A 22,369-nucleotide genomic window follows, 5' to 3' on the forward strand; every position below is an offset into this window, starting at 1 on the left:
GTGCAGTGGTAATGCCAGTACGACTAATTCTGTATATCCCGGGATTGGCAGGTTGACCGCTAATCACTTCTGCTGCATTGGCATCTTGGGCGCTGACGGTCACCGCAGGCCGGTTAGGAACAGCCGACATCGAGAGATTGTAATTAGTCGAGCCACTGTAGGGATACACCCGCACATAATAAGCACCTGGATTCAACGTTCTACTAATTGACTCGGCAGTAGTGCTACCGTTAGTAGAACTTTGAAGAACGGTAGTACCTGTGCTGTCGAGTAAGTGGACATCCGCATCCGCACTTAAGCCATTGAGAGTGAGGCTAAAGTTACTGCTATTAGCAAGGGTGAACCTATAGTAGTCGTTAGTGTCTTGTGGTCCTACCCAATCACTCCAGGTAGTGGAAGTAGAACCCACCGTAACTGCACGTGCTGTAGGCGGAGTATTAGGCGCCAGATCGATCGGACTGACAGATTGTTGTTCAATGCTGATTTCTTGGCCTTCAATCAGTGCAATAGCTCGATCGTCCTCAGCCTTCAATACTTGAAGTTTTTCCGGATTCAAGTCCTTTCCTTGCACAAGTGCGGCAAAAATCTCACCCTCGTCTCCGGGTGCATCCAACTGATTCACCTGTGCATCAATAAAATGCCCTACTTCTTCCAATAAAACACCCGTAAGCGCGTCTAGTCTCCTGGCATTTTGTGCCAAAAACTCTTTGGATAAATAAATTGTATTTGTCGCAGTTCCAAAAGCGCCATTTGCCCCTCCAATATCTCCTGATGAAACTACTTTTATTAAGGGAATGTTGCTAAAATTTCCCCTTAACCATTCTTCCTTTAAAGCTTTCGCCTTCTCCTTGTCCCAATTCTCGCCGAAGGGGACATTCATCTGATCCGTGAAATTCGGAGCTGTTGCAAAAGCCGTCAGAGCTTTATAAACTCCTGACATTGCCTCACCCGTGAGGGGGTCTAGGCTAGAATCGGTTACGCTGGCGGGAAAATTCGCGGCAAGCAGGCCTGAACTGTGGAAAGGAAAGTTAGTTGGTGGGGCGGGTTCTTGCATACCACCTAGTAAGAGACTATTGGCTTCTCTCTGTGGGAAAATCCCTTGAGTGATTTCCAAACTTTGATTGCAAACCGTGAAGGGTATATTGGCAGAGGTTAATGAATTCTTGCCATAGGTCGGTAGTGTCTCAGACATCGTATTTTTGCCTTTTTTTATGGGTGGTTTTTACTTGTGGTGCGCCTGTACAAATGGCAGCGAATTCAACTTAATGAGCAAAAGTTGAGAAAATCGTTAAACTTCCTTAACTTTCCGCCGCTATGTATGTATCTATCAGAAGTGCGCCGGAGTTTTTTGCGTTTTGTAATGAAACTTTATACAATGAGCAAAAGTTGAGAAAATCGTTAAACTCCCTTAACTTTCCGCCGCTATGTATGTATTTATCAGCAGTGCGCCGCAGTTTTTTGCGTTTTGTAATGAAAATTTACACCGAGTGTTTAATAACGAGTAGGAAATGGCACCGTTAGACATTTATTTTCTTGCGGTGAAAGTGTTTCCTGTAAGCAATTTCCCTAGCTGGTGACAATAAAACGTAGTTTTTTATACTTTTATAATTCAGTATAATTGCGTATAATACACAAAAATAATATCAGTTTTTATAAGCCAGCGCATCAGTAATATCTCCGAAAAGTCTATTGGATTAATAACTAAGTATATTTACGTATAATAATCCTGAAAAAGGGAGAAGGAGCGATCGCACATCCCCCTTTTTCAGGATCGTGCAGCCGTTGGAGACTTGGATACAAAGCAGAGAGACACAGGCTTTCAGGCTTAAATCGATTTGAACCTCTTCTGTCAAACTTAAATCATTCGAGTTTCACACGCGTTTCCTGCGGGAAAAACCCTACAAAAAACTAAAATATCTCCCCAACAATCATCCCCGCCAATATCACAAACCCCACCCAAACATTTTGGCGAAAAATTTGACCGTAAACCGGCTTGGGAATATCCGCATTCCGCAGTTGACTATATTGCAAAAACCACAAAATCGCCGCCGCACTAATTGCCATCCAAAAACCAATGTGCAAGTGCAGATTAACTCCTATTGCCGCTAACAAACCGACAGTACCAACAAAGAAAAAACCCACAGCATTAGCGGCATTATCCCCGAAAAATATCGCGCTGGAATTCACCCCCAAACGCAAATCGTCTTCCCGATCGCTCATTGCATAAACTGTATCAAATCCTAATGTCCACAGCACGACTGCACCCCACAGCAGCCAAGCCGCTAATTCTAATTCGTCAACGGCGGCGCTCCAACTAATTAAAACTGCAAATCCCCAGGCAATTGATAACACTAATTGCGGCACTGGAAAGAATCTTTTTGCTAGCGGATAGCAGATAATTACTGGTACGGCGGCTACACACAGCCAGAAGCTTAAAGGATTGAGATAAAAAGCAAGAATTGCCGCACAAGCAAAAGAAATTAATGCAACTCCGATTCCAGTTTGCACGGTGAGGGCGCGGGATGCTAGGGGGCGCGATCGCGTTCTTTCTACTTCGGGATCGATATCGCGATCCCACAAGTCGTTGATGACGCATCCCGCCGCACTCGTGGCTAAGGTACCCAACACAATCACGCCCACCAATGCTGCGGGCGGCCTCCCGTGGGCTGCTAAAAAAACGGCCCAGAGGGCTGGAATCATTAAAATCAGCCTTCCTGCTGGTTTGTCCCATCTCAAAAGCCTCACGACGGTTAGCAATGTGGATTCGGGTTGGCGATCGGGCTCTTTAAGCATTTCAATTCTAGATTTGAGATTTTTAACTCTAGATTTTATCAAATTTTAGGCACAATCACTTACTATCTCTGCTGCCGAGCGCACTTCTGCCGAAATTTAAAACAGGTGAAACTCTTGACCAATCAGCAGTTCCAAATTTTTGCTAATTTAATAGAATGCCTAACTGGATTCGTGAAATAATCATAAATATCTGTCAACCCCGATACTCCAATGGTTAATTCACTTGCTTCTGCGGAGTCAAATCGCATTATTGCTGCTATTGATATGGGTACTAACTCGTTTCACATGGTGGTGGCGCGCATCGATCCGAAATTGCCCGCGTTTACGATTATTGCTAGAGAAAAAGATACGGTTCGGTTGGGCGATTGTGAGGTTAAGACAGGGTGCTTGAAGTCAGAGGTTATGCAAAGGGCGATCGCCACTCTGCGACGCTTTCAAGATATTGCTAAAACTTTTAATGCTGAACAAATTATCGCTGTTGCTACGAGTGCGGTTCGGGAAGCCCCTAACGGGCGGGATTTTCTGAAACAAGTTGCTGAAGAATTAGACCTGAATGTGAGTTTAATTTCCGGTCAGGAAGAAGCGCGGAGAATTTATCTCGGCGTTCTTTCGGGTATGGAGTTTAACAATCAGTCCCAGGTGATTATTGATATTGGTGGCGGTTCTACGGAGTTGATTTTAGGAGACAGTTCAGAACCTCGCTGTCTCACCAGTACAAAAATTGGTGCTGTTCGCTTAACAGGACAATTTGTCAAAACTGACCCGATTAGCAGGGAGGAGTTTGCTTATTTGCAAGCTTATATTCGGATTTCTCTGGAAAGACCGATCGACGAATTGCGATCTCAATTCCATGATGGCGAACCTTTGCGCTTGATTGGCACTGCTGGAACCATCGAAACTCTTGCTGCAATTAACGCTCGCGAAAAGTTGGGAACAGTGCCGAGTCCCCTAGCCGGATATCAGTTAAGTTTAAAAGATTTACGCGATTTAGTCAATCGCTTTCGCAAACTTTCTTATGCCGAAAGATTGGCAATTCCTGGAATGTCGGACAAGCGGGCGGAAATTATTCTGGCAGGCGCTTTGATTTTGCAGGAAGCTATGACACTATTAGGAATTGAATCGCTGACTGTTTGCGATCGCTCTTTACGAGAAGGCGTCATTGTTGACTGGATGCTGGCCCACGGTTTAATTGAAAACCGCTTGCGCTATCAAGGTTCAATCCGCCAGCGCAGCATTCTCCACATGGCTGACAAATATCAAGTCAATTTAGAACAAAGCGAAAGAACCGCAGCATTTGCCCTCAATTTGTTCGACCAAACTCAAGGAATTCTGCACAATTGGGGCAGCGAAGAACGGGAGTTGCTGTGGGCGGCTGCGATTCTGCACAATTGCGGTTTGTACGTCAGTCATTCGGCCCACCACAAGCATTCTTACTATTTAATTCGCAATGGTGAGTTATTAGGATACACGGAAACAGAAATTGAAGTAATTGCCAATTTAGCTCGCTATCACCGAAAAAATCCTCCGAAAAAAAAGCATGAAAACTTTTTAATACTTCCCAAAAAATACCGGGAATTAGTTAGTAAACTGCATCCTTTTCTGCGGTTATCTGTGGCTTTAGATAGGCGGCAAGTTGGGGCTATTGCTGATTTTAAATGCGAACACCGCCCGGAAGTCCGAGAGTTTCATTTGCGCCTGCAACCGCTCAATCCCGGAGATGATTGCGCTTTGGAACTGTGGAGTTTGGATTATAAAAAGCCGTGTTTTGAAGATGAGTACAATCTCAAATTAGTGGCAACTTTGGAGCCTACTTTTGTTCCAGTTTAAATAGGAAGCAGAGCCTGGAAACGAGAAACTGTAGGGTGCGCACTGCGCACCTTACCCGTAACCCCGGAACGAAAATCATCTAAAATATGAGGAGCGATCGCCAATTTCAAGATAAAATAGAAAAATGTCAAATCCCTTGCTTTCCCTAAACTACGAACCCGCGATCGAATCCCTCGGTGGCGACTATTTTGATGAAGTTCCTGCGGCCGATTTTCCGCAGCGCATTCTCCGCTTCCGCAACGACCAATTATTGCCGACATTGGGTTTAGACCCCGCAGAAGTAACCGACCAACATTTCATCGAAGCATTCGGCGAATTTCACTGTGTCCGTCCCTTTCTCGCACTCCGCTACCACGGCTATCAATTCAACGAATACAACCCGAATTTAGGCGACGGTAGAGGCTTTTTGTACGGCCAAGTTCGCGGCACTGACGGCAGACTTTACGACTTCGGCACTAAAGGTTCCGGCCGCACTCCCTACTCGCGAAGCGCTGATGGTAGGCTAACTCTCAAAGGGGGAATTCGCGAAGTTTTAGCCGCAGAAGCTTTGCACCGACTGGGAGTGCGTACGTCTCGCTGTTTTAGTTTAGTTGAAACGGGTGAGTCTTTGTGGCGGGGGGACGAACCATCTCCGACGCGATCGTCCGTAATGGTGCGTTTCAGTCATTCTCACATCCGGTTTGGAACTTTTGAAAGATTGTACTATATCCGCCGCCCGGATTTAACTAAAAAACTTCTAGATTTTGTTATTGAATATTACTATCCAGAACTGCATTTAGAAGCAAGTAATGCTGGTGTTTCGCCTGCTGAAAAATATGCGCTATTTTATGCAGATTTAGTCAAGCGAGTAGCCGAATTAGTCGCTCAGTGGATGGCAGCAGGATTTTGCCACGCCGTGCTGAATACTGATAATATGTCGATTACTGGAGAAAGTTTCGATTACGGGCCTTTCGCTTTTATCCCAACTTACAAGCCGGAATTTACAGCAGCTTATTTCGACCATTACGGTCTTTATTGTTACGGGAATCAACCGTTTATTTGCAAGGGGAATTTAGAGAAGCTCCAGCAACCGCTAGCAGCGGCGATTCCTCAAGCTGATATGGATGCTGCTTTGGCAAAGTTTGGCGGTTATTATAATGCAGCTTATCGGCAGTTGATGCTCAATAGATTGGGATTTGAGGATTTGCCAGAGGCAGAGGGAGATGAGTTGTTGAAGGTGACAATTAAAATGCTGGCGGAGTCTCAAGTAGGCTATCACGATTTCTTTCTTGAACTGCGAAGACAGTTCGCTCGCACTTGGCGAGATGATGCTAGTCAAATTTTTGCTGAGGCGGAACCGGCGGACTTGATAGCACCTTGGCGGCAATTTTATTGTCACGTTTTGCAAAGTTTGTCGGCGGATGATATGGACAAAATGGCGGACAGGTTGCGCAGGCACAATCCCGAACAATCGCTGTTGAGACCGACGATTGAGGCTGTTTGGGAAGCCATAGCTATTGAGGATAATTGGGAACCGTTTTATGAATTGGTGAAGAGACTTCAAAATTCTTAAAGGGAATTGGGCATGGGGCATTGTTGACTGTTGACTGTTGACTGTTGACTGTTAACTGTTCACTAACAACTAACAACTAACAACTAACAACTAACAACTAACAACTGACAACTGACTACTTGAGCTTTTCAATCTCAAATTGTGCATCTTTGTAACCGCCGGTAAGTCCTTGATCTAGATACATTTTGCCGGCTTTTTCTAAATCGCTAATCGCTCCTGCTTTGTCTCCCAAGGAGCGGCGAACCATGCCTCTACCGTAGTAAGCAGCAGCATAATTCGGACTGATCCGAATAGCTTGCACGTAATCGGCGATCGCACTGTTGTAATTATTTAACTGCTGGTAAATCTTAGCCCGATTGGCGTAAGCTTCAGCATTGTTAGGATTGAACCCAATTGCTGCTGTAAAATCTGCGATCGCCCCCTGCGCGTCACCCCCGGCGCTGCGAGCTAAAGCACGATTGTTAAAAGCATTATAATCATTGGGATTCACTTTCAGCGCTTGAGTGCAATCGGCAATTGCTTTCGGATAATCCTTCAAATTTAAATAAGCAATGCAGCGATTGTTGTAAGGAACCCCATCCTCATCGCTCAGCGAAATTGCCTGAGTGCAATCGTCAATTGCCGCTTGATGCGCTCCCAAATTCAACTGCGTGCTGCAACGATTAGCGTAAGCATCTCCACTCTTGGGATCGATCGCGATTACCTGAGAATAATCCGCCAAAGCTCCCTGATAATCTCCTAGGTGAAAGCGAGCTCTCCCCCGACTGTAGAAAGCATCAACATTCTGAGCATCGAGTTTAATTGCTTCAGTATAATCTCCAATCGCTCCTTGCAAATCTGCGCTTCCAGCACGAGCCAACCCTCGCGAATGATAAGCTTTAACAAGGTTCGGCTGCAACCGAATTACTGCGTTAAAATCCTGAATAGCCGTCTTGTAATCTTGCAGTTCTAAATAAGTAACTCCTCTTTCATAATATGTATCAGCATCATTGGGCTGGAGATTCAAAACCTGAGTGTAATCCTCAATAGCCCCGCGCTTGTCGTTAAAATCGTGACGGGCTAGCCCCCGGTTAAAATAAGCGTGAACATATTTAGGATTGAGAGCGATCGCCTGAGAATAATCGGCAATTGCTTCTTGATACTGTTTTAAATCATAATTAGCATTACCCCGGCGATAAAAACTCTCGGGATTGTTAGGATTTAATTGAATTGACTTATTAAAAGCTTGCAAAGCTCCTGCGGCATCTTGATTGCGAGACTTTTCCACTCCCTGTTCGTGATATTCCTTAGCTTTAATCGGATTCGGTCGGCTCAAATAACTAAACAGAAATACCAGAATTATTGCTGCCCCGACACCAGCCAAAATCAGCCACCAAAACCGAGTTTTCAAACGTGACGAAAAACTCTCAGAAGACAGTAAGCTCGGAGAAATACTTTTCTTTTGAGCCTTATTCCCCGGCTCTTGGCGGTGCCTCAACTTGCTGAGATCTGCCAAAACTTCCTCAGCCGATTGATAGCGTTTGCCAAATTGGTGACAGACCATTTTGTCAATTATATTTGCTAGTCCCACAGAACATTGCGATCGGTTTCGCCAAACAATTTCCCCCGTGTGAGAAGGACTCGGATCTTGCAATTTTGGCAAATCCGTACCGGGTAAACCCGTGATAGCTTGGACTGCCATCATCCCGACTGCATAGAGGTCGCTGCTAAATTGCGGGTTGCCTTGAAATTGTTCGATCGGCATATAAGCCGGAGTTCCAGTAGCAATGGTACGCGGAAATTCTGTATCGTAGTCACTGACGTGATTTGCAACTTCTTTAACCGAGCCGAAGTCAATTAAAACTAATTTGCCGTCTGGTTTGCGCCGGATTAAGTTGGAGGGATTAACATCGCGGTGAATCACTCCCTGAGAGTGTACGAAGGCGAGAAGTTGTAACACTTCTTCCAACAGATCCAGCACTTTTTCTTCCCGCCAAGGTTGACCGGCCACAATTTCCCTATTTAGGGCGTGTCCGGGCACAAACTCTTCGACGAGGTAGAATTGATTTCCTTCTTCAAAATAAGCGAGTAAAAATGGAACTTGATCGTGTTTTCCCAGCTTTTCTAATATTTCTGCTTCTTGTTTAAATAAGCGGTAAGCTGTTTTGAGAACTGTGGAAGTGTTGCTGGGAGGACGCAGTTGTTTGACTACACATTGAGGGTGGCCCGGCCGGCGAGTATCGACAGCTAAATAAGTTTGTCCAAAAGCTCCTGAACTGAGAATTTGTACTACACGATAACGCCTGTCTAAAAGTTGACCAACCATGTTCATATCGGGAATTGGGAATTGGTAACGGGGAGTTGGTAATTGGGAATTGGTAACGGGGAATTGGTAATTGGGAGTTGGTAATTGGGAATTGGTAATTTGGCATTCTTCCTCCTTCCTCCTTCCTCCTTCCTTCTTCCTTCTTCCTTCTTTTTTTAACATTTGACTGACGACTAATAGCTTATTTAGGATCGTTGATTTGTGCTTGTGCCTTTTGGAAACCATCCGCTCTTCCTTGTTCTAGAAACAGCGTTGCAGCTTTCTGAAAATCCTGCATCGCCCCGGTACGGTCTTTGAGTTGGCGGCGGACGAGGCCTCGGCTGTAAAAAGCGGTAGCATTGTTGGGGTTGAGCCGCAGCGAGTGAGCGAAATCCTCAACCGCTAAAGGGTAATTTTTTAGTTCTGAGTAAATAGTACCGCGATTGCTGTAAGCTACGGCATCGCTGGGATTGAGTCGAATTGCTTGAGTAAAATCTTCCACAGCGCCCTGCTTGTCTCCCGAAGCCAATCGAGCTAATCCTCGATTGCTGTATGCTTTGGGATTGTTGCCGTTGAGTCCGATCGTCAAACTGCAATCTTCGCTGGCCTTTTGAAATTGTTTTAAATTCAGATAAGCAATGCAGCGGTTGTTGTAAGCTGCTTCATCTTTGGGAGCGAGGCTAATTGCTCGGGTGCAATCTGCAATCGCTTTGTCGTAGGTTGCCAAATTTAAGTAAGCGCTGCACCGATTGGTATAAGCATCAGCGAGCTCTGGTTGCAATTCGATCGCCTTACTGTAATCTTCCATCGCTCCTTGATAATCTGCCAGATTAAATCTCGATCGACCGCGACTGTAGTAAACGCCAGCTTGTTTGGGGCTAATTTGAATCGCTTGAGTAAAATCTGCCATTGCTCCTGTTTTGTCGCCTGCGGCCGATCGAGCTAAACCGCGATTGCTGTAAGCTGTAGCATCGTTGGGACTGAGGCGAATTGCTTGAGTGTAGTCTTCTATTGCCTGGGGGTAGTCGCCCAAATCGTAGTAAGCTAAACCCCGCTGAGAGTATGCCTCACCGTCGCTGGGATTGAGTCGCACTACTTGGGTGAAATCTTCCACGGCCCCCCGCTTGTCCCCGATGTCGAGGCGGGCCATACCTCGATTGTAGAGAGCTTTGGTGTGGTTAGGATTGACTTTAATTGCTTGCGTGTAATCCTGTATTGCTTGCTCGGTTGCGCCCATGTCGTAGCGAGCGTTTGCCAGCGTGTAGTAAGTTTCCGCATCGCTGGCATTCAGGGCGATGGCTTGAGTATAATCGGCGATCGCGCCTGTTTTGTCGCCTTGCTGCGCCTTGGCCATGCCGCGGGCTAACAATTCTTTTGCCCTCGCCGGACTTTGACTCTGCCAAAAGGAAAGTATGATACCAGTCAAGATTAAAGCTGCCGCTGTTGCAGCCAACAGCAGCAGTTTGGTTTGGCTTTGTCTTCGCGGTTTACTCATAGCGTCCGTGATGATTGTGGCTGGCGGCGGCTCAACCTCCCATTTTACGGCGATTTGTTTGAGGTCTGCTAAAACTTCGGCTGCCTCCTGATAGCGTTCTTCGCAGTCAGGGCGCACCATTCGATCGATAATATCTGCTAGGGCAGGCGAACAAGTTGCCCGATTTCGCCAGGGAATTTCGTTGTTGTGGTTTTTTAAGGCACTCAGTTGGTTGGGTGAGAGTCCCGTCACGGCAAGCTGGGCGATCGTACCTAGAGCGTAAATGTCGCTATTGTAACGGGGGTTGCCGAGCGATTGCTCGATCGGCACGTATAACTCCTGGGACGCCCAATCCTGTTTTTTTGCTAAAGGCCCTTTAAAAGAATTGGGGGAGGTTTGCGCCAACAAATGACAATTAGCGAGTTCCAGGTTAATTTCTTTGTCTAAGCTAAAGTCTACCAACACGAATTTGCCGTCTGACTCGCGCCGGATCGCTTTGTCTGGTTGAATTCTGCGGTGAATGAAACCCTTCTCGTGTATGAACACCAAAATTTCTAATATTTCTGATAGCAGACCAATTACTTTGTCTTCATCCCAAGGTTTACCGGGTATTAGTTCTTGACTTAAAGGTGAGCCTGCAATAAATTCTTCTATTAAGTATAAACTTTGATTTTCCTCAAAATACGCCAATAATTCGGGAATTTTGTCGTGTTTTCCCAATTTTTCAATTATTTCTGCGTTTCTTTGAAATATAATTTTTACTAATTCTGGAGTTTGCGAACTTGTGCCGGGTAGCCGCATTTCTCTAACCGTGCATTGCGGATACCCGGGACGGTGAGTATCTGCTGCTAAATAAGTTTTTCCCACCTCACTTGAGTCTGTGACTTTAATGATGCGGTAACGTCTGTCTAGAAGTTGACCAATCATGCTCTGCCCTCTACCCTGTTAATGTTCCATTATCGCATGAAATTAGGATAGCCAAAACATTTGGCTGAGTAATTTAAGTTCGATAGAGCCGTGACTACCGCCCAAAAACGGATACTTGCTTTCCGACAGGAGTCGTGAGACGCCCAAAATTTTACACCCGAGTTGAAGATCCCCGATTCATCTGTGGAGTCAATCTAAAATCTAAAATCTAAAATCTAAAATCTAAAATCTAAAATCGACTGGCCAAACGGGCGATCGGATTGCCTATGTAAGTCAAGCGCGGCTGCGCTCTTCTAATATCTTACAAAAAATTCGCTGAAATTGTTTATTCTGTCAATGAGATATGTATAATTTAACAACCACGCCGGAGGTCAGTCAAATGAACGTACAACTGGTTAAATCCCTAATTAAAGTTATCTTACCTCTCGCCGACGAGCAATTAGCGAGCCTGGGAAAAATATTACCAACTCTCCCCTACCCTTTGAGTCAGGAACTCGTGCAGCTTGCCCAAAAAGGCGGCTATTTTAATTTTTTGAAGAACCAATCAGAGATTTATATCCTCGAAGACAGAGCAGCAATTGCCTGATACTCAAAAACAGGAGATTGAGAGAAATTTTGAATGTGTGAATAATAAAAATGTCTGAATCACTAACAAAAGGAGGAACGATCGCAGCGATCGCCACCGCCATAGTTCCCCAACAAGGCAGCGTCGGCATTGTGCGAGTTTCCGGTTCCGCAGCCTTAAAAATTGCCGAAACTCTGTTTTGCGCCCCAGGACGGCAAATGTGGGAGTCTCACCGCATTCTTTACGGCCACATCCGCCGCCCCAAAACTCAAGAATTAGTCGATGAAGCTTTGCTGCTAATTATGAAAGCACCGCGTTCTTTTACTCGCGAAGATGTGGTAGAATTTCACTGTCACGGCGGCATTATGGCCGTGCAGCAAGTCTTGCAATTGTGTTTGGAACATGGGGCGAGATTGGCCGGGCCAGGAGAGTTTTCGCTGCGGGCTTTTTTGAACGGGAGGCTCGATTTAACTCAAGCTGAAAGTATTGCAGATTTGGTGGGAGCAAAATCGCCTGCTGCTGCACAAAGTGCTTTGGCCCTTTTGCAGGGAAAATTAGCCTCACCGATCCGCAAATTGAGAGCAACTTGTTTGGACGTGCTGGCAGAAATTGAGGCAAGAATTGATTTTGAGGAAGATTTGCCGCCTTTAGATGAAGCTAAAACTTCTTTGGAAATAAATCATGTTTTGGAGGAATTGTCAACAATTTTGGCAACCGCAGATCGCGGAGAATTGTTGAGAACTGGTTTGAAAGTAGCGATTGTCGGGCGACCGAATGTGGGAAAATCGAGTTTGTTGAATGCGTGGAGTAAGAGCGATCGGGCGATCGTCACCGATTTGCCCGGTACGACGCGGGATGTGGTAGAATCGCAGCTAGTTGTCGGGGGAATTCCGGTGCAGGTGCTCGATACTGCGGGCATTCGAGAAACCGAAGACAAGGTAGAAAAGATTGGCGTTGAGCGATCGCGCGCCGCAGCAAAACAAGCCGATTTAGTGCTGTTGACAATTGACGCGGCATCTGGTTGGACGGAGGGCGATTCGGAAATTTACGAACAAGTCAAGCACCGCCAGCTAATTATAATTATCAACAAAATTGACCTAGTAACAACAATTCCAGATTTACCTTTTACCCCAGAAATTCACCGCATAGTTACCGCAGCCGCCGCCCTAGAACGAGGCATAGAAGACTTAGAAACAGCAATCTTAGATGCCGTCAGCGGGGGAGATTTGCAAGCAGCAAACTCAGATTTAGCAATCAACCAACGGCAAGCAGCGGCGTTAACCAAAGCTAAAATGTCTCTGGAACAATGCACGGATACTATTAGCAACAAATTGCCTTTAGATTTCTGGACAATAGATCTGCGCGGGGCAATTCAAGCATTGGGGGAAGTTACGGGCGAAGAAGTGACAGAATCAGTGCTTGACAGAATATTTAGTAGATTTTGCATTGGCAAATAGTCCTAGAAAAAAATTAAATTAAAGAGGTAAGCTGTCTCGCATTTAAATTGTATTTTTAGGGCGGGCGTCCCGCCCACCCCACAATAATTCCACTCTTTGTGAAACACCGAATTTCACTCTTTGTGGAACAGGCATCTTGCCTGTTCTTGAGAATGGTGTAAGATGTTAATTTCATCAAACTTGACTGTAAAACTTAGATGCGCCTGGGCTTAGTGAAGCAATACTACTGACAAATAACAACTAAGGTGATTTCTGAGAAATAATTTACCAGCTAAAGTGGTCGAATCAAGATATCCCATTTGGGCAAAAGCGGATTTCGCTGCAATCGGGACTCGAGTTGCTTCATGGCTTTCTTAGTCAGAGAAATCCCTTTTTGGTAAACAATGTTGCTTAAAGTCAAAATGGGATGCAGCCCTTTCCAAGTCATGCTAGAAGCCCATGAAAGCATAGCTTCAACATCAACAAGCTTACTTCCATTCCAATGCTGTTCAAGAATGCCCCAACAGCGCTCTATGGGATTATATTTACTATGGTAAGGAGGATAGTAAAGTAGTTGAATCGGTCTGTTAATCTGGTCAACAAATTCCACCATCCTTTTTAAGAATTGAGTTCGTACTCCGCTACTTTCGGGACCGTTATCAATTTTTATTTGTATGAGTTCGGTATCCCGTCTTTGTTCTGGGGGAATTGTTTGCCACCAATTAATTAGGTTGTCAACAATGAAATCGCTGGTTTTATAAGAACTGCCAAAGATAATGTGTAGTTGCCCACTGTCTTCGTCTACGATTCCACAAGGAATATATTTTTCCTTGCATCCCATATCGTGATCGCTAGCTTGATTGTCCCCTCTAGTTTTTCCTCCACGTGAATAATCCCCAATATTAACGGTGGCTTTACAGTCTATGCTTAGTCGCTTGACTGATTCGCTTGTTGCTTGCTTGTGTAAATCTTTGATGTTGTTGAAAATGTCGTCTGTTTGTGGAATTTTTTTTGAGGCTTGGCTTTTACTACTTTCCGAAGACGATAACCCATTCGGTTCAATACTTGTGCCATTGTACTGGCAGATGGTAATTGCTCCTGACTAAATCCCTGTTCTTTGAGTTGTGAGAGTGCGGATGCTGCTGTCAACCGGGTATAGGCTATTGATGTTTTAAATGTTGGATCAAGTTGACAATGAGATTCTGCAATCTGTTGCAGTGATAATGCCGCTTCCGGCTGTTTCTCCTCCCAACGCTTTGCTCCGCTAAAGGCTGGTTGTAACCCCATACAGATGAGCCCTGTTCTTTTTTCCGCCAATCCTACCTCTATATTTTGTCTCCCCCAACCGAACACTGTTTCTGCCAACCTTGCGCTACTGCAGGCAATATTTCAATGCCATCGCAGCCTGAAAACCTCGACGTTCTACTCCATCCATTTTCGATGCTGCCAGTCGTAGGTCTTCGATTTGCGATGTTCTTAACAATTTAGTTGAGGTTCTTGAGGCTAACGTATCCAAATGCTTGCTCCTATCTCCTTACTCATCAATAAACATATTTTACCTTCCTTGGTAAATTCTTTCTCAGAAATCACCTAACTTATTGTCACGATCGAGGTCTTCCCAGAGTTGTAATATAAAGCACAGCTTCACTCGCAGGAATACCGAGAACCTCATTGACGCGATCGTCAAAAAAGCCCGCGATACCGCTGACACCCAAACGCAGTTGAATAGCTGCTAAATTCAACCGCTGGCCTAAATGACCCGCGTCCATGTGCAAATAACGGTAAACTCGATCGCCATATTTTGCTACCGCCCTGTTTAAATCCGCCGTGTGAAACAACAGCGCCGCCGCATCTCTGCCCAAGTCTTGCCCCAAACACAAATAATGCAACTCCCGGCGGAAATTTTTAAACCGAATTTGCCGCAATTCTTGAGCTTTCGGAGCGTAATAATAACAGCCTTCTTCTAACCCATTCACTCCCGAAACAGCAATAAAAGTTTCGATCGAACTCAGATCGAAATAGTCGGGAGAAGCGTCTAATCCTTGATCGATGTAGTGCTGTGGCTGGTAAGTAAAATCGAGCAAGGCTAGCAGTTCGCCCAAACTCAAAGAAGCACCTGTATAAGCACGGGTAGAACGCCTTTTGAGCATCGTGCTTCCTAAATTTTCCAGGTTCACTCCCCAAGGAATCGAAGGAGTGACAGTCGAAACTTTAGTACAAAAGGGAAAGTTGTATTTATCGTCTAATTCCCCTTCACTTTCATTAAATTTCCAGCCATCCGCTCCGGTGGTATCTGATTCTAACTGCGTTGCTTTGTGGAGGTATGCCAACAGTTGACCTTCGGAAAGTTGCGGGTAATCTGTCGTGGTGTTTCCGGGCAAAGCTGTTTTAAATTTAGGCAAGTTTTGCTCAATATCTAGCAAGTCGGCTAAAGCCACTAAACAGATCGCTCCTTCTTGCTCCGAGTCGATGTATAGCAATTGATTGACAGCTTCGTCGGCGAATCCTCCAATCAGGTGAGGTCGGTAATCGTTGACGGCACAAGCTAACTCGATATTGCTCAATAAATGGCCGGTGTCTAAGAAAATTCGCCGATAAGCTCGGTCTTCGTAACGCCAAGAAGAACGAAAAAAAACAGTGGTAACGGCGATCGCCAATTGGGTATTTTCTAGCGCTGGCGACTGGAAACAAGCTGCTTGCAAGGCCGGCCAGACTTGACTGTCCCAGAAATGAACCAGCGAATGAGTTCTGCACTGATAGTTGTAAAGTCCCGCCGGCAACTGCCCAGTGCCGCGGGATATTAAATAAACCTCTGCTGGGTAGAGCCCGCCCGCCGACGGTGCCGATCGCAAATACAGGTAGCTGTCGTCAAGCGTCTGCACTTTCGCCGTCAACCCGTAGCTGCACAGCAACAAGCTGGACAATCGGTGCCACCAACGTTCATCCGCAGTGGTCTCGGACTCCTCCGAGAGGTCTTTTAGATAAGGCTTGAGGTCAAAACACGCTCCAATTTTATATTCTTTGAAAGGCACAGGTTGCTCTGTCCAATCTAGCCGTTTGCTTTTGGCAGCAATGGTTTCAGGGTCGTATTTGGTCCGTTCGTGGTAGTGCTGAGCAAAGGAGAGAGGAAGTTCTGGCATATTTCAATAGAGGAGTGGCTTTGGTGTGTTTATCGATCTTGACATTGCTGACCGCTTACTGGTGGAGCAAGGCAGAAATTTACAAATATAAAAAAAATCTTAGAAAAAATGCGCTCATTGTTACATAAGCTTAACATAAGAAAAAGCCTAAGTATAAATACGCAGACTAATAGCCATTAGTTACTGTTATGGATTGGCTGCACTAGCTGTCGTCATGAAGGGGTGAAAATGCAAAAGCTAAGCGCTGAGGAATTGCTCGCTCAGTATGCTGAGGGCAAGCGAAACTTTAACGCCGTTGACTTAAGTGAAGATAACTTGTTTCAAGCAGATTTGCCAGAAATAAATCTTTCTGATAGTGTTCTGAGGCGAGCTTATTTGCCCTACGGAAATCTGACTCAAGCCAATCTTTATAAAACTGAGTTGCAAGATGCTGAATTGGGCGACATTAAACTTTATCAAGCCAATTTGTCGCAAGCTAATTTATCAAGAGCTAATTTATCGAGAGCCAATTTGCGCCACGCCAATTTGCAAGGTGCAAATTTGCAGAAAGCCAATTTGCAAGGTGCGGATTTGTACAATGCAGATTTGACGAATGCCGATTTGAGATATGCGGATTTGAGCCGAGCTAATTTGGAAAAAGCAAAGTTAACTAAAGCTAAATTAGCGGGCTGCAACTTATTTCGCTGCCGCTTGGTCGATCTGTCGGAAGCTGAGTGCGATCGCACTACTATCGGGCCAGAAGGATATTGATGATTCCCAGCGCCTAGTCTAGGGCGATCGGCTTAATTAGTCGTGAAGCGTAGCTATCCCGTAGGGAATCGCCCTTTTTGAAATTTCTGAACATCTCTCGACACGGCAGAAAATATGAGTTACAGTTGTAAAAAACTTATCGCTCTGCAACATTGACAATAAATAACAAAATTTTCTGCGGGAAACCAGGTAAAAGTTATGAACTCTCCCGATAAAAAAGCAAGAGAACTCCGGCACAAAGAACAAGAGCTGCGGAAGCGCGAACAAGAAATTCGGCTCCGGGAACTAGAATCCGAAATCGACCGCTCAGTGCCCGAATATCTAACGAGCAAGTACGAAGAACCAGACAGCCAAGTTAACGGCCAACTCAAACAGTGGCGCAGAAAAATCCTAGCCGTCGCTCAATTTACAGGCATTGTCATTGCTGTTGTCGTTGCCGTTCGCATAGCATCTTGGCTGGCAGCCGCGCTGATAGTAGGAGGCATTGCTTTGATCGCTTACAAAATATTTTTCCCAGAAGACAGAAGTTAAAAAACCTCACCAGCAAACTATCAGGAAACACTCATGAACCTTAAAGTCGAAACTAGCAACTTTCTCAACGATTTAGAGCGAGTAGCCGCAGTCCGCCGAGAAATTGCCGATCGCCTCAGCAACATCGCCACAGCTATCAACCAATCAGAATTAGCAGGAGGAGAAGCATCGGGAAAACTCGGTTTAGAAACAGACAATGCCGACATTGAGGTCGCCAGTAAAAACTTGCGCCAAGGAGTCTTTCGCCTGCTAGTGCTAGGCGACATGAAACGCGGCAAAAGCACTTTTCTCAATGCCTTAATCGGCGAAAACTTACTGCCCAGCGATGTAAATCCCTGTACAGCTTTGCTGACGATTTTGCGCTATGGGTCAGAAAAAAAAGTCACCGTTTATTTCAATGACGGCAAAAGCCCAAAACAGCTAGATTTTAAAAGTTTTAAACAAAACTACACAATTGACCCCGCTGAAGCAAAACGCTTAGAAGAAGAAAAGAAACCAGCATTTCCAGATATCGACTGTGCCGTAGTAGAATATCCCTTACCTTTGCTAGAAAAAGGCATAGAAATAGTAGACAGTCCCGGACTGAACGATACAGAAGCCCGCAACGAATTATCTCTCGGTTATATCAACAACTGCCACGCTATTTTGTTTGTACTCAGGGCAACTCAGCCTTGCACAATGGGTGAAAGACGTTATTTAGAAAATTACATCAAAAATCGCGGATTGAGCGTTTTCTTTCTGATTAATGCTTGGGATCAGGTGCGGGAAAGTTTGATTGACCCGGACGATCCCGAAGAATTGGCAGAAGCCGAAGGGAAACTGCGGCGGGTTTTTCAAGCTAATTTGGCTGAATATTGTTTAACAGAAGGACACGATATTTACGACGAGCGAGTGTTTGCAATTACCTCAATTAAGGCACTCAGGTTGCGGATAAAAAACCCGGATGCGGATTTGGCCGGAACTGGTTTTCCCGAGTTTATGGCGGCACTTAATACGTTTTTAACCCAGGAAAGGGCGATTTCAGAATTGCGTCCGGCGAGGACTTTGGCGCGTCAAATTTCTGCTCGCGTCCGCGAAGCTGTTGGACGCCGTTTACCATTACTCGATCGCGATGTCAATGAGTTGAAGGGAAAAATTAATTCAGTTGAGCCAGAGTTTAAGAAGCTGACTCACATTCGCGATGAATTTCAACAAGAAATTCTCGGCGTTAGAGATAGTAAATCGCGGGCGATCGCAGATTCTTTCCGCACCTACGTTCTCAACTTAGAAAATACCTTTGAAACAGATTTTTTGCGGTATCAACCGGAGCTGAAATTTCTGGATTTCTTCAGCCAAGGCAAGCGAGAAGCCTTTGAAGCATCGCTAAAACGAGCATTAGAGCAGTACATCAACGACAAATTAGCAGCTTGGACTCTCACAGCAGAACAAGAGATGAATTCCGCATTTTCACAGCTATCGAAAAGCGCGGCTAATTACGGAGCATCTTACACGAAAGTGACTGAAAAAATCACAGAAAAACTGACCGGGCAAAAAATACCAGCAGCAGTCAGCAACTCGAACGAAGATAACTCGCCAGCTTGGGCAAAATGGGCGATGGGATTGTTCTCGTTAACGACCGGAAATCTGGCGGGCGTAGCAATGGCAGGAGCGGGTTTTGATTGGAAAAATATCCTGCTTAATTTAATCACTGTGTTAAGCGTTAGTACGATTCTTGCTAGTTTGACGGGGATTGTTTTGGGACCGCTGTACTTGGCTTTATTGGGGATGGGTGTTGGGTTTTTGCAAGCAGACGGAGCTCGCAAAGAGTTGGTGAAAGCCGCGAAAAAAGAGCTGGTGAAATATCTGCCGCAGGTGGCTCAAGAGCAGTGGCAGCCGATTCACGATGCTGTGAAAGAGTGTTTTGATGTTTACGGGCGGGAAGTGGGCGATCGCATGAATGCGGATATTAATTCTCGGAAATCTGAGTTAGATAATTTGCTCGAACAAAAGGAATCTCGCGAGATTAATTGTCAGGCTGAGTCTGAGCGTTTGAACAAATTGGAGGCTGATGTTTCTGCCGAGTCGCAGAGTATTGAATCGCTATATCAAGCTTTCCTAGCATCCGCTAAATGAAATAAAACAGCAATATGCAACAACCCGAAATTTATCAAAACCTGACTGACTATCTCAAATCAGCACTCGGTATTCTCGAACTTGACAAAAACTCCCAACTGTATCGAGATACCACCTCAATCTGCGATTATCTCGCCAAACCAACTTTTCAAATTGCTGTCTTTGGCCCGTTTAATTACGGCAAGTCAACTTTGCTCAATGCTTTGCTGGGAAATCGTGCTTTGCCGATCGACCTCGTGCCCACTACAGGTGCTGCCATTTATGTCAACTACGGCGAGGAATTGCACGCAAAAATTACCCTGAAAGACGGCACGGAAATTAGCGAACCGGGGACTGATGTTTTGAAACGCTACGCCATCCTTGACGACGCCAGACAAATGCGGGATGATGTGGCAGCCGTGAATGTTTACTGTCCCCATCCATTCCTGAAAACGGGTGTGGAATTGCTGGATTTGCCGGGAACCAATGACCGGGAAGAACAGGATAATTTGGTTCGGGATAAATTGCTAACGGCTGATTTGGTTGTGCAGGTTTTAGATGCTCGCAAATTGATGACTTTAGGGGAACGAGAGAACTTGAGAGATTGGTTGAGCGATCGCCAAATCAACACTGTAGTCTTTGTTGCAAATTTTATCAATCTACTCGAACCAGACGAACAAAAACAAGTTTACAATCGGTTGTTGTTTGTTGCCGAAAGTTTTCGCTCCAATTTGCCGAACAATATCAGCAATATCTACCGCGTCGATGCTTTGCCGGCTTTGAGGGCGAGGCTGAAAGGAGATGTGGCGGCCGCCCAAACTACAGGAATTGCTATGTTTGAATCGGCTTTGCAAAGTATTGTGGCAGCTCAACAGGAACAACTAGCAGTTAAGTTGCCCAGAATTGAAGCTATAGCTACTAAAATTTGCCAATCTCTTCGAGCCAAAGCAGAAACTGTCACCGCAGAAATAGCTGCAGCTCAAAAAAAGCACAAAGACAAAATTGAAATCAAACAAAAAGCTGAAAAACTGATATCAAAAGGGTTTTTTGCCAGCGTTTCTGACTTCGAGAGTTGGCTTTACCAGCCCACACTTTTGCAGCGGTATCAATCGGAAATGGCGCTGTCGCTTCAGGAAGGGAGTTTTGATGCGTGGAAGCTAAAATTTCAGCGAGAGGTCTTAAATCAACAGCAAACCATCGCAGAATGGGTAAATAAAGCTTGCGAATTCTTTGAGAAAGAACAGCCGATCGCACTTTTGATTTCCTTTCCTCCATCCCCACAAGTCAGCTTACCGGAACCGCCACCACCTCCACCTCAAAAGTCGATCGACAGCGAAGTGGCTCCAGTGGCGATCGCCACCGGCTTAGGTTGGCTGTTGGGCGGGCCTGTGGGAGCCGCAGTAGTCGGCGGCGCTAGCTATATTTTGAATAAAAGAACTGGGAATGAAAAGCCGCCTGAATCGTCAGAAGCTTATCTAAATCAAGTAACGGAAATTTGCAACGAGGCTGCTAAAAACTATCTCGCTCGCTTCAGCACCGATACTTTTTCCATGCTGCAACACTACAAGGAAATCGCCGGAAAAGTTATCTGTTTTCAAGACAGCAAAGAGCCGCTACAGACAAATATCCAGCAATACCAGATACAGTTAATCAATAATTTGTTAGAAAATATCGAATCCTGTCTTCAAATGACCAAATCTGTAATTAACGGCAAATGATCCGAACCGACATTGCGGCCAGTACGAATCTTCAAAACACCAATTTCTTTGCTGACTAGAAAGTGATCGATGGGAATATAAGCCAGCGGCATAAAAGTCGGCCAAGTCGGTAAAATGCCAAAGCCCGATCGCGCATTTCGCAAATTTCCCGTTTTTACCATATTTTTGTAAAATGGCGACCACATTGTGGTATTTAAATCCCCAACCACAATCACGGGATTTTTTACTTGGGCTGCATACTCGCCGATGGCTGCTAGCTGTTCGTTGCGATTGATAAAACTGTGCTGTTTGATCGGCACAGTGGGATGAGCAAGAATCAGAGAAATGATTTTACCTTGAAATTTAACATCCGCCGACAAGCTCTTTCTTTGATTTGAAAAGGCTTTAACCGAAGAATTTTCTAAAGGCAGCCTGCTGTATATTGCACTGCCAAATCTCTCAGATTCTTGCTGGGTAGAAGAGTAAGGAAAAATTTCGCTTAAAACCGATAACTCTTTTGCCCAAGATGAGTTGACTTCTACAAAAACGGCGATATCAGGTTGTTCTGCTTTAACCAGCGATATCACCTCAGAATATCGCCGATTACTCCTTAAAACATTTGAATGCAAAATCCGCAAGTTGTGTCCGGGAGTTGCTGCGGCAACTGCTGGCGCTGGAAAGTACCAAGGAACTATTTCCGCCAAATTAATGATAATACAAAATGCGCTCACCAGCAACCATCTTTTTTTTGATCGCACCAGAGCGAAGAATATCAAAGTAGAGAAACCAACCAGCAGATATTGTAGTTTAAAATGAGAACTCAATTCAAAAAAAATGTTGAGTTCTCCTAAATAACCGACTATTGAAAATAGGGAATTTACAGTTGCTGCGATAATAAACCATTTTAAAATTACGTGCTTTAAGCTAAGGTTTTTGTTGGGGATGCTGTGCATCACCGCCCATTTGAGCTTGATTTTAAGGTCGTTGGTAATCAGCAATTTATCAATTTCTCTTACCAGTTGTTCTGGCGGGTGCAACTCTCGCTGTTTTTGATAAAATCTCACCAACAAGCTATCTACCAAAAAATAACTAACAGAATTTGCAACAAATCCTAGAAATACCAACACACCTAAACCGATCAGCATACCAAAGGAACCGCCGACTTTGACCAAACCCGACCAAACTGCTGCGTCACCTGTTTTACCTGTAGCTCCTATGGCTAAAAATAGCATTAAAGCCGGGAAGCCGATCGTGATTGTGTTTCTGATGATATAGTCCATTATACAATTTGAGATTTGAGAT

General features: G+C 45.0%; 16 protein-coding genes. 8 read left to right on the forward strand and 8 right to left on the reverse strand.

Features of this window, described 5'->3' with window-relative positions; genetic code table 11:
- Both QUB30_RS09275 and QUB30_RS09280 read right to left on the reverse strand, forming a co-directional pair.
- Positions 1–1,192: PPC domain-containing protein (locus QUB30_RS09275; protein ID WP_333332214.1), on the reverse strand; the 1,192-nt coding region annotated here is incomplete at its 3' end.
- A gap of 716 nt (positions 1,193–1,908) precedes the next feature.
- Positions 1,909–2,793, reverse strand: coding sequence for a 4-hydroxybenzoate solanesyltransferase (locus QUB30_RS09280; protein ID WP_333332218.1), 885 nt, complete (start codon positions 2,791–2,793; stop codon positions 1,909–1,911).
- A gap of 210 nt (positions 2,794–3,003) precedes the next feature.
- Between QUB30_RS09280 and QUB30_RS09285 the strand changes: the two genes are divergently transcribed.
- Together QUB30_RS09285 and QUB30_RS09290 are read left to right on the forward strand one after the other, a co-directional pair.
- A complete protein-coding gene (locus QUB30_RS09285) occupies positions 3,004–4,620 on the forward strand; it encodes a Ppx/GppA phosphatase family protein (RefSeq protein ID WP_333332221.1) in 1,617 nt (538 codons plus the stop codon).
- Positions 4,621–4,744: 124 nt separating this feature from the next.
- Positions 4,745–6,172, forward strand: a complete 1,428-nt coding sequence (locus tag QUB30_RS09290; RefSeq protein ID WP_333332225.1) for a protein adenylyltransferase SelO family protein — start codon at positions 4,745–4,747, stop codon at positions 6,170–6,172.
- Between the two features lie 115 nt (positions 6,173–6,287).
- On the opposite strand, the gene QUB30_RS09295 is transcribed toward QUB30_RS09290, so the two are convergent.
- Together QUB30_RS09295 and QUB30_RS09300 are read right to left on the reverse strand one after the other, a co-directional pair.
- Entirely contained in the window at positions 6,288–8,702 is a 2,415-nt protein-coding gene (locus QUB30_RS09295; RefSeq protein WP_333332228.1) for a tetratricopeptide repeat protein, read from the reverse strand.
- Positions 8,659–10,857 (reverse strand): tetratricopeptide repeat protein, encoded by a 2,199-nt coding sequence (locus QUB30_RS09300; RefSeq protein ID WP_333332230.1) that lies wholly within the window; start codon positions 10,855–10,857, stop codon positions 8,659–8,661. The genes QUB30_RS09295 and QUB30_RS09300 overlap by 44 nt, the downstream gene beginning before the upstream one ends.
- Before the next feature lie 343 nt (positions 10,858–11,200).
- Between QUB30_RS09300 and QUB30_RS09305 the strand changes: the two genes are divergently transcribed.
- Together QUB30_RS09305 and mnmE are read left to right on the forward strand one after the other, a co-directional pair.
- A complete protein-coding gene (locus QUB30_RS09305) occupies positions 11,201–11,443 on the forward strand; it encodes a hypothetical protein (protein WP_333332233.1) in 243 nt (80 codons plus the stop codon).
- Between the two features lie 50 nt (positions 11,444–11,493).
- Positions 11,494–12,879, forward strand: a complete 1,386-nt coding sequence (gene mnmE, locus QUB30_RS09310) for a tRNA uridine-5-carboxymethylaminomethyl(34) synthesis GTPase MnmE (RefSeq protein WP_333332236.1) — start codon at positions 11,494–11,496, stop codon at positions 12,877–12,879.
- A gap of 271 nt (positions 12,880–13,150) precedes the next feature.
- Here mnmE and QUB30_RS09315 read toward each other — a convergent pair whose 3' ends face one another.
- The 3 genes from QUB30_RS09315 to QUB30_RS09325 all read right to left on the reverse strand — a co-directional run bounded on the left by QUB30_RS09315 (position 13,151) and on the right by QUB30_RS09325 (position 15,998).
- Positions 13,151–13,864: an ISAzo13-like element transposase-related protein gene (locus QUB30_RS09315; protein ID WP_333332570.1), complete on the reverse strand. Its 714-nt coding sequence runs from the start codon at positions 13,862–13,864 to the stop codon at positions 13,151–13,153.
- Positions 13,786–14,223: an ISAzo13-like element transposase-related protein gene (locus QUB30_RS09320; protein WP_333332239.1), complete on the reverse strand. Its 438-nt coding sequence runs from the start codon at positions 14,221–14,223 to the stop codon at positions 13,786–13,788. Before QUB30_RS09320 ends, QUB30_RS09315 begins: the two co-directional genes overlap by 79 nt.
- 236 nt (positions 14,224–14,459) lie before the next feature.
- Positions 14,460–15,998: a SagB/ThcOx family dehydrogenase gene (locus QUB30_RS09325; protein ID WP_333332242.1), complete on the reverse strand. Its 1,539-nt coding sequence runs from the start codon at positions 15,996–15,998 to the stop codon at positions 14,460–14,462.
- 228 nt (positions 15,999–16,226) lie between these two features.
- Here QUB30_RS09325 and QUB30_RS09330 point away from each other — a divergent pair, with 228 nt between their 5' ends.
- The 4 genes from QUB30_RS09330 (at position 16,227) to QUB30_RS09345 (ending at position 21,088) form a co-directional block, all read left to right on the forward strand.
- The gene (locus tag QUB30_RS09330; RefSeq protein WP_333332245.1) at positions 16,227–16,748 is read left to right on the forward strand and encodes a pentapeptide repeat-containing protein; all 522 of its coding nucleotides are present in this window, start codon (positions 16,227–16,229) and stop codon (positions 16,746–16,748) included.
- A 198-nt stretch (positions 16,749–16,946) separates the two neighbouring features.
- Complete coding sequence (locus QUB30_RS09335; RefSeq protein WP_333332248.1) at positions 16,947–17,279, forward strand: hypothetical protein; 333 nt, start codon at positions 16,947–16,949, stop codon at positions 17,277–17,279.
- A gap of 33 nt (positions 17,280–17,312) precedes the next feature.
- Positions 17,313–19,391, forward strand: a complete 2,079-nt coding sequence (locus tag QUB30_RS09340) for a dynamin family protein (protein ID WP_333332251.1) — start codon at positions 17,313–17,315, stop codon at positions 19,389–19,391.
- A 14-nt stretch (positions 19,392–19,405) separates the two neighbouring features.
- Positions 19,406–21,088, forward strand: coding sequence for a dynamin family protein (locus QUB30_RS09345; RefSeq protein WP_333332254.1), 1,683 nt, complete (start codon positions 19,406–19,408; stop codon positions 21,086–21,088).
- Here QUB30_RS09345 and QUB30_RS09350 read toward each other — a convergent pair.
- Positions 21,055–22,347 (reverse strand): endonuclease/exonuclease/phosphatase family protein, encoded by a 1,293-nt coding sequence (locus QUB30_RS09350; protein ID WP_333332256.1) that lies wholly within the window; start codon positions 22,345–22,347, stop codon positions 21,055–21,057. The genes QUB30_RS09345 and QUB30_RS09350 overlap by 34 nt on opposite strands.
- Positions 22,348–22,369 lie beyond the last annotated feature (22 nt).

Origin of the sequence: Microcoleus sp. BROC3 (genome assembly GCF_036702515.1) — a bacterium.
Lineage (GTDB): Bacteria > Cyanobacteriota > Cyanobacteriia > Cyanobacteriales > Microcoleaceae > Microcoleus.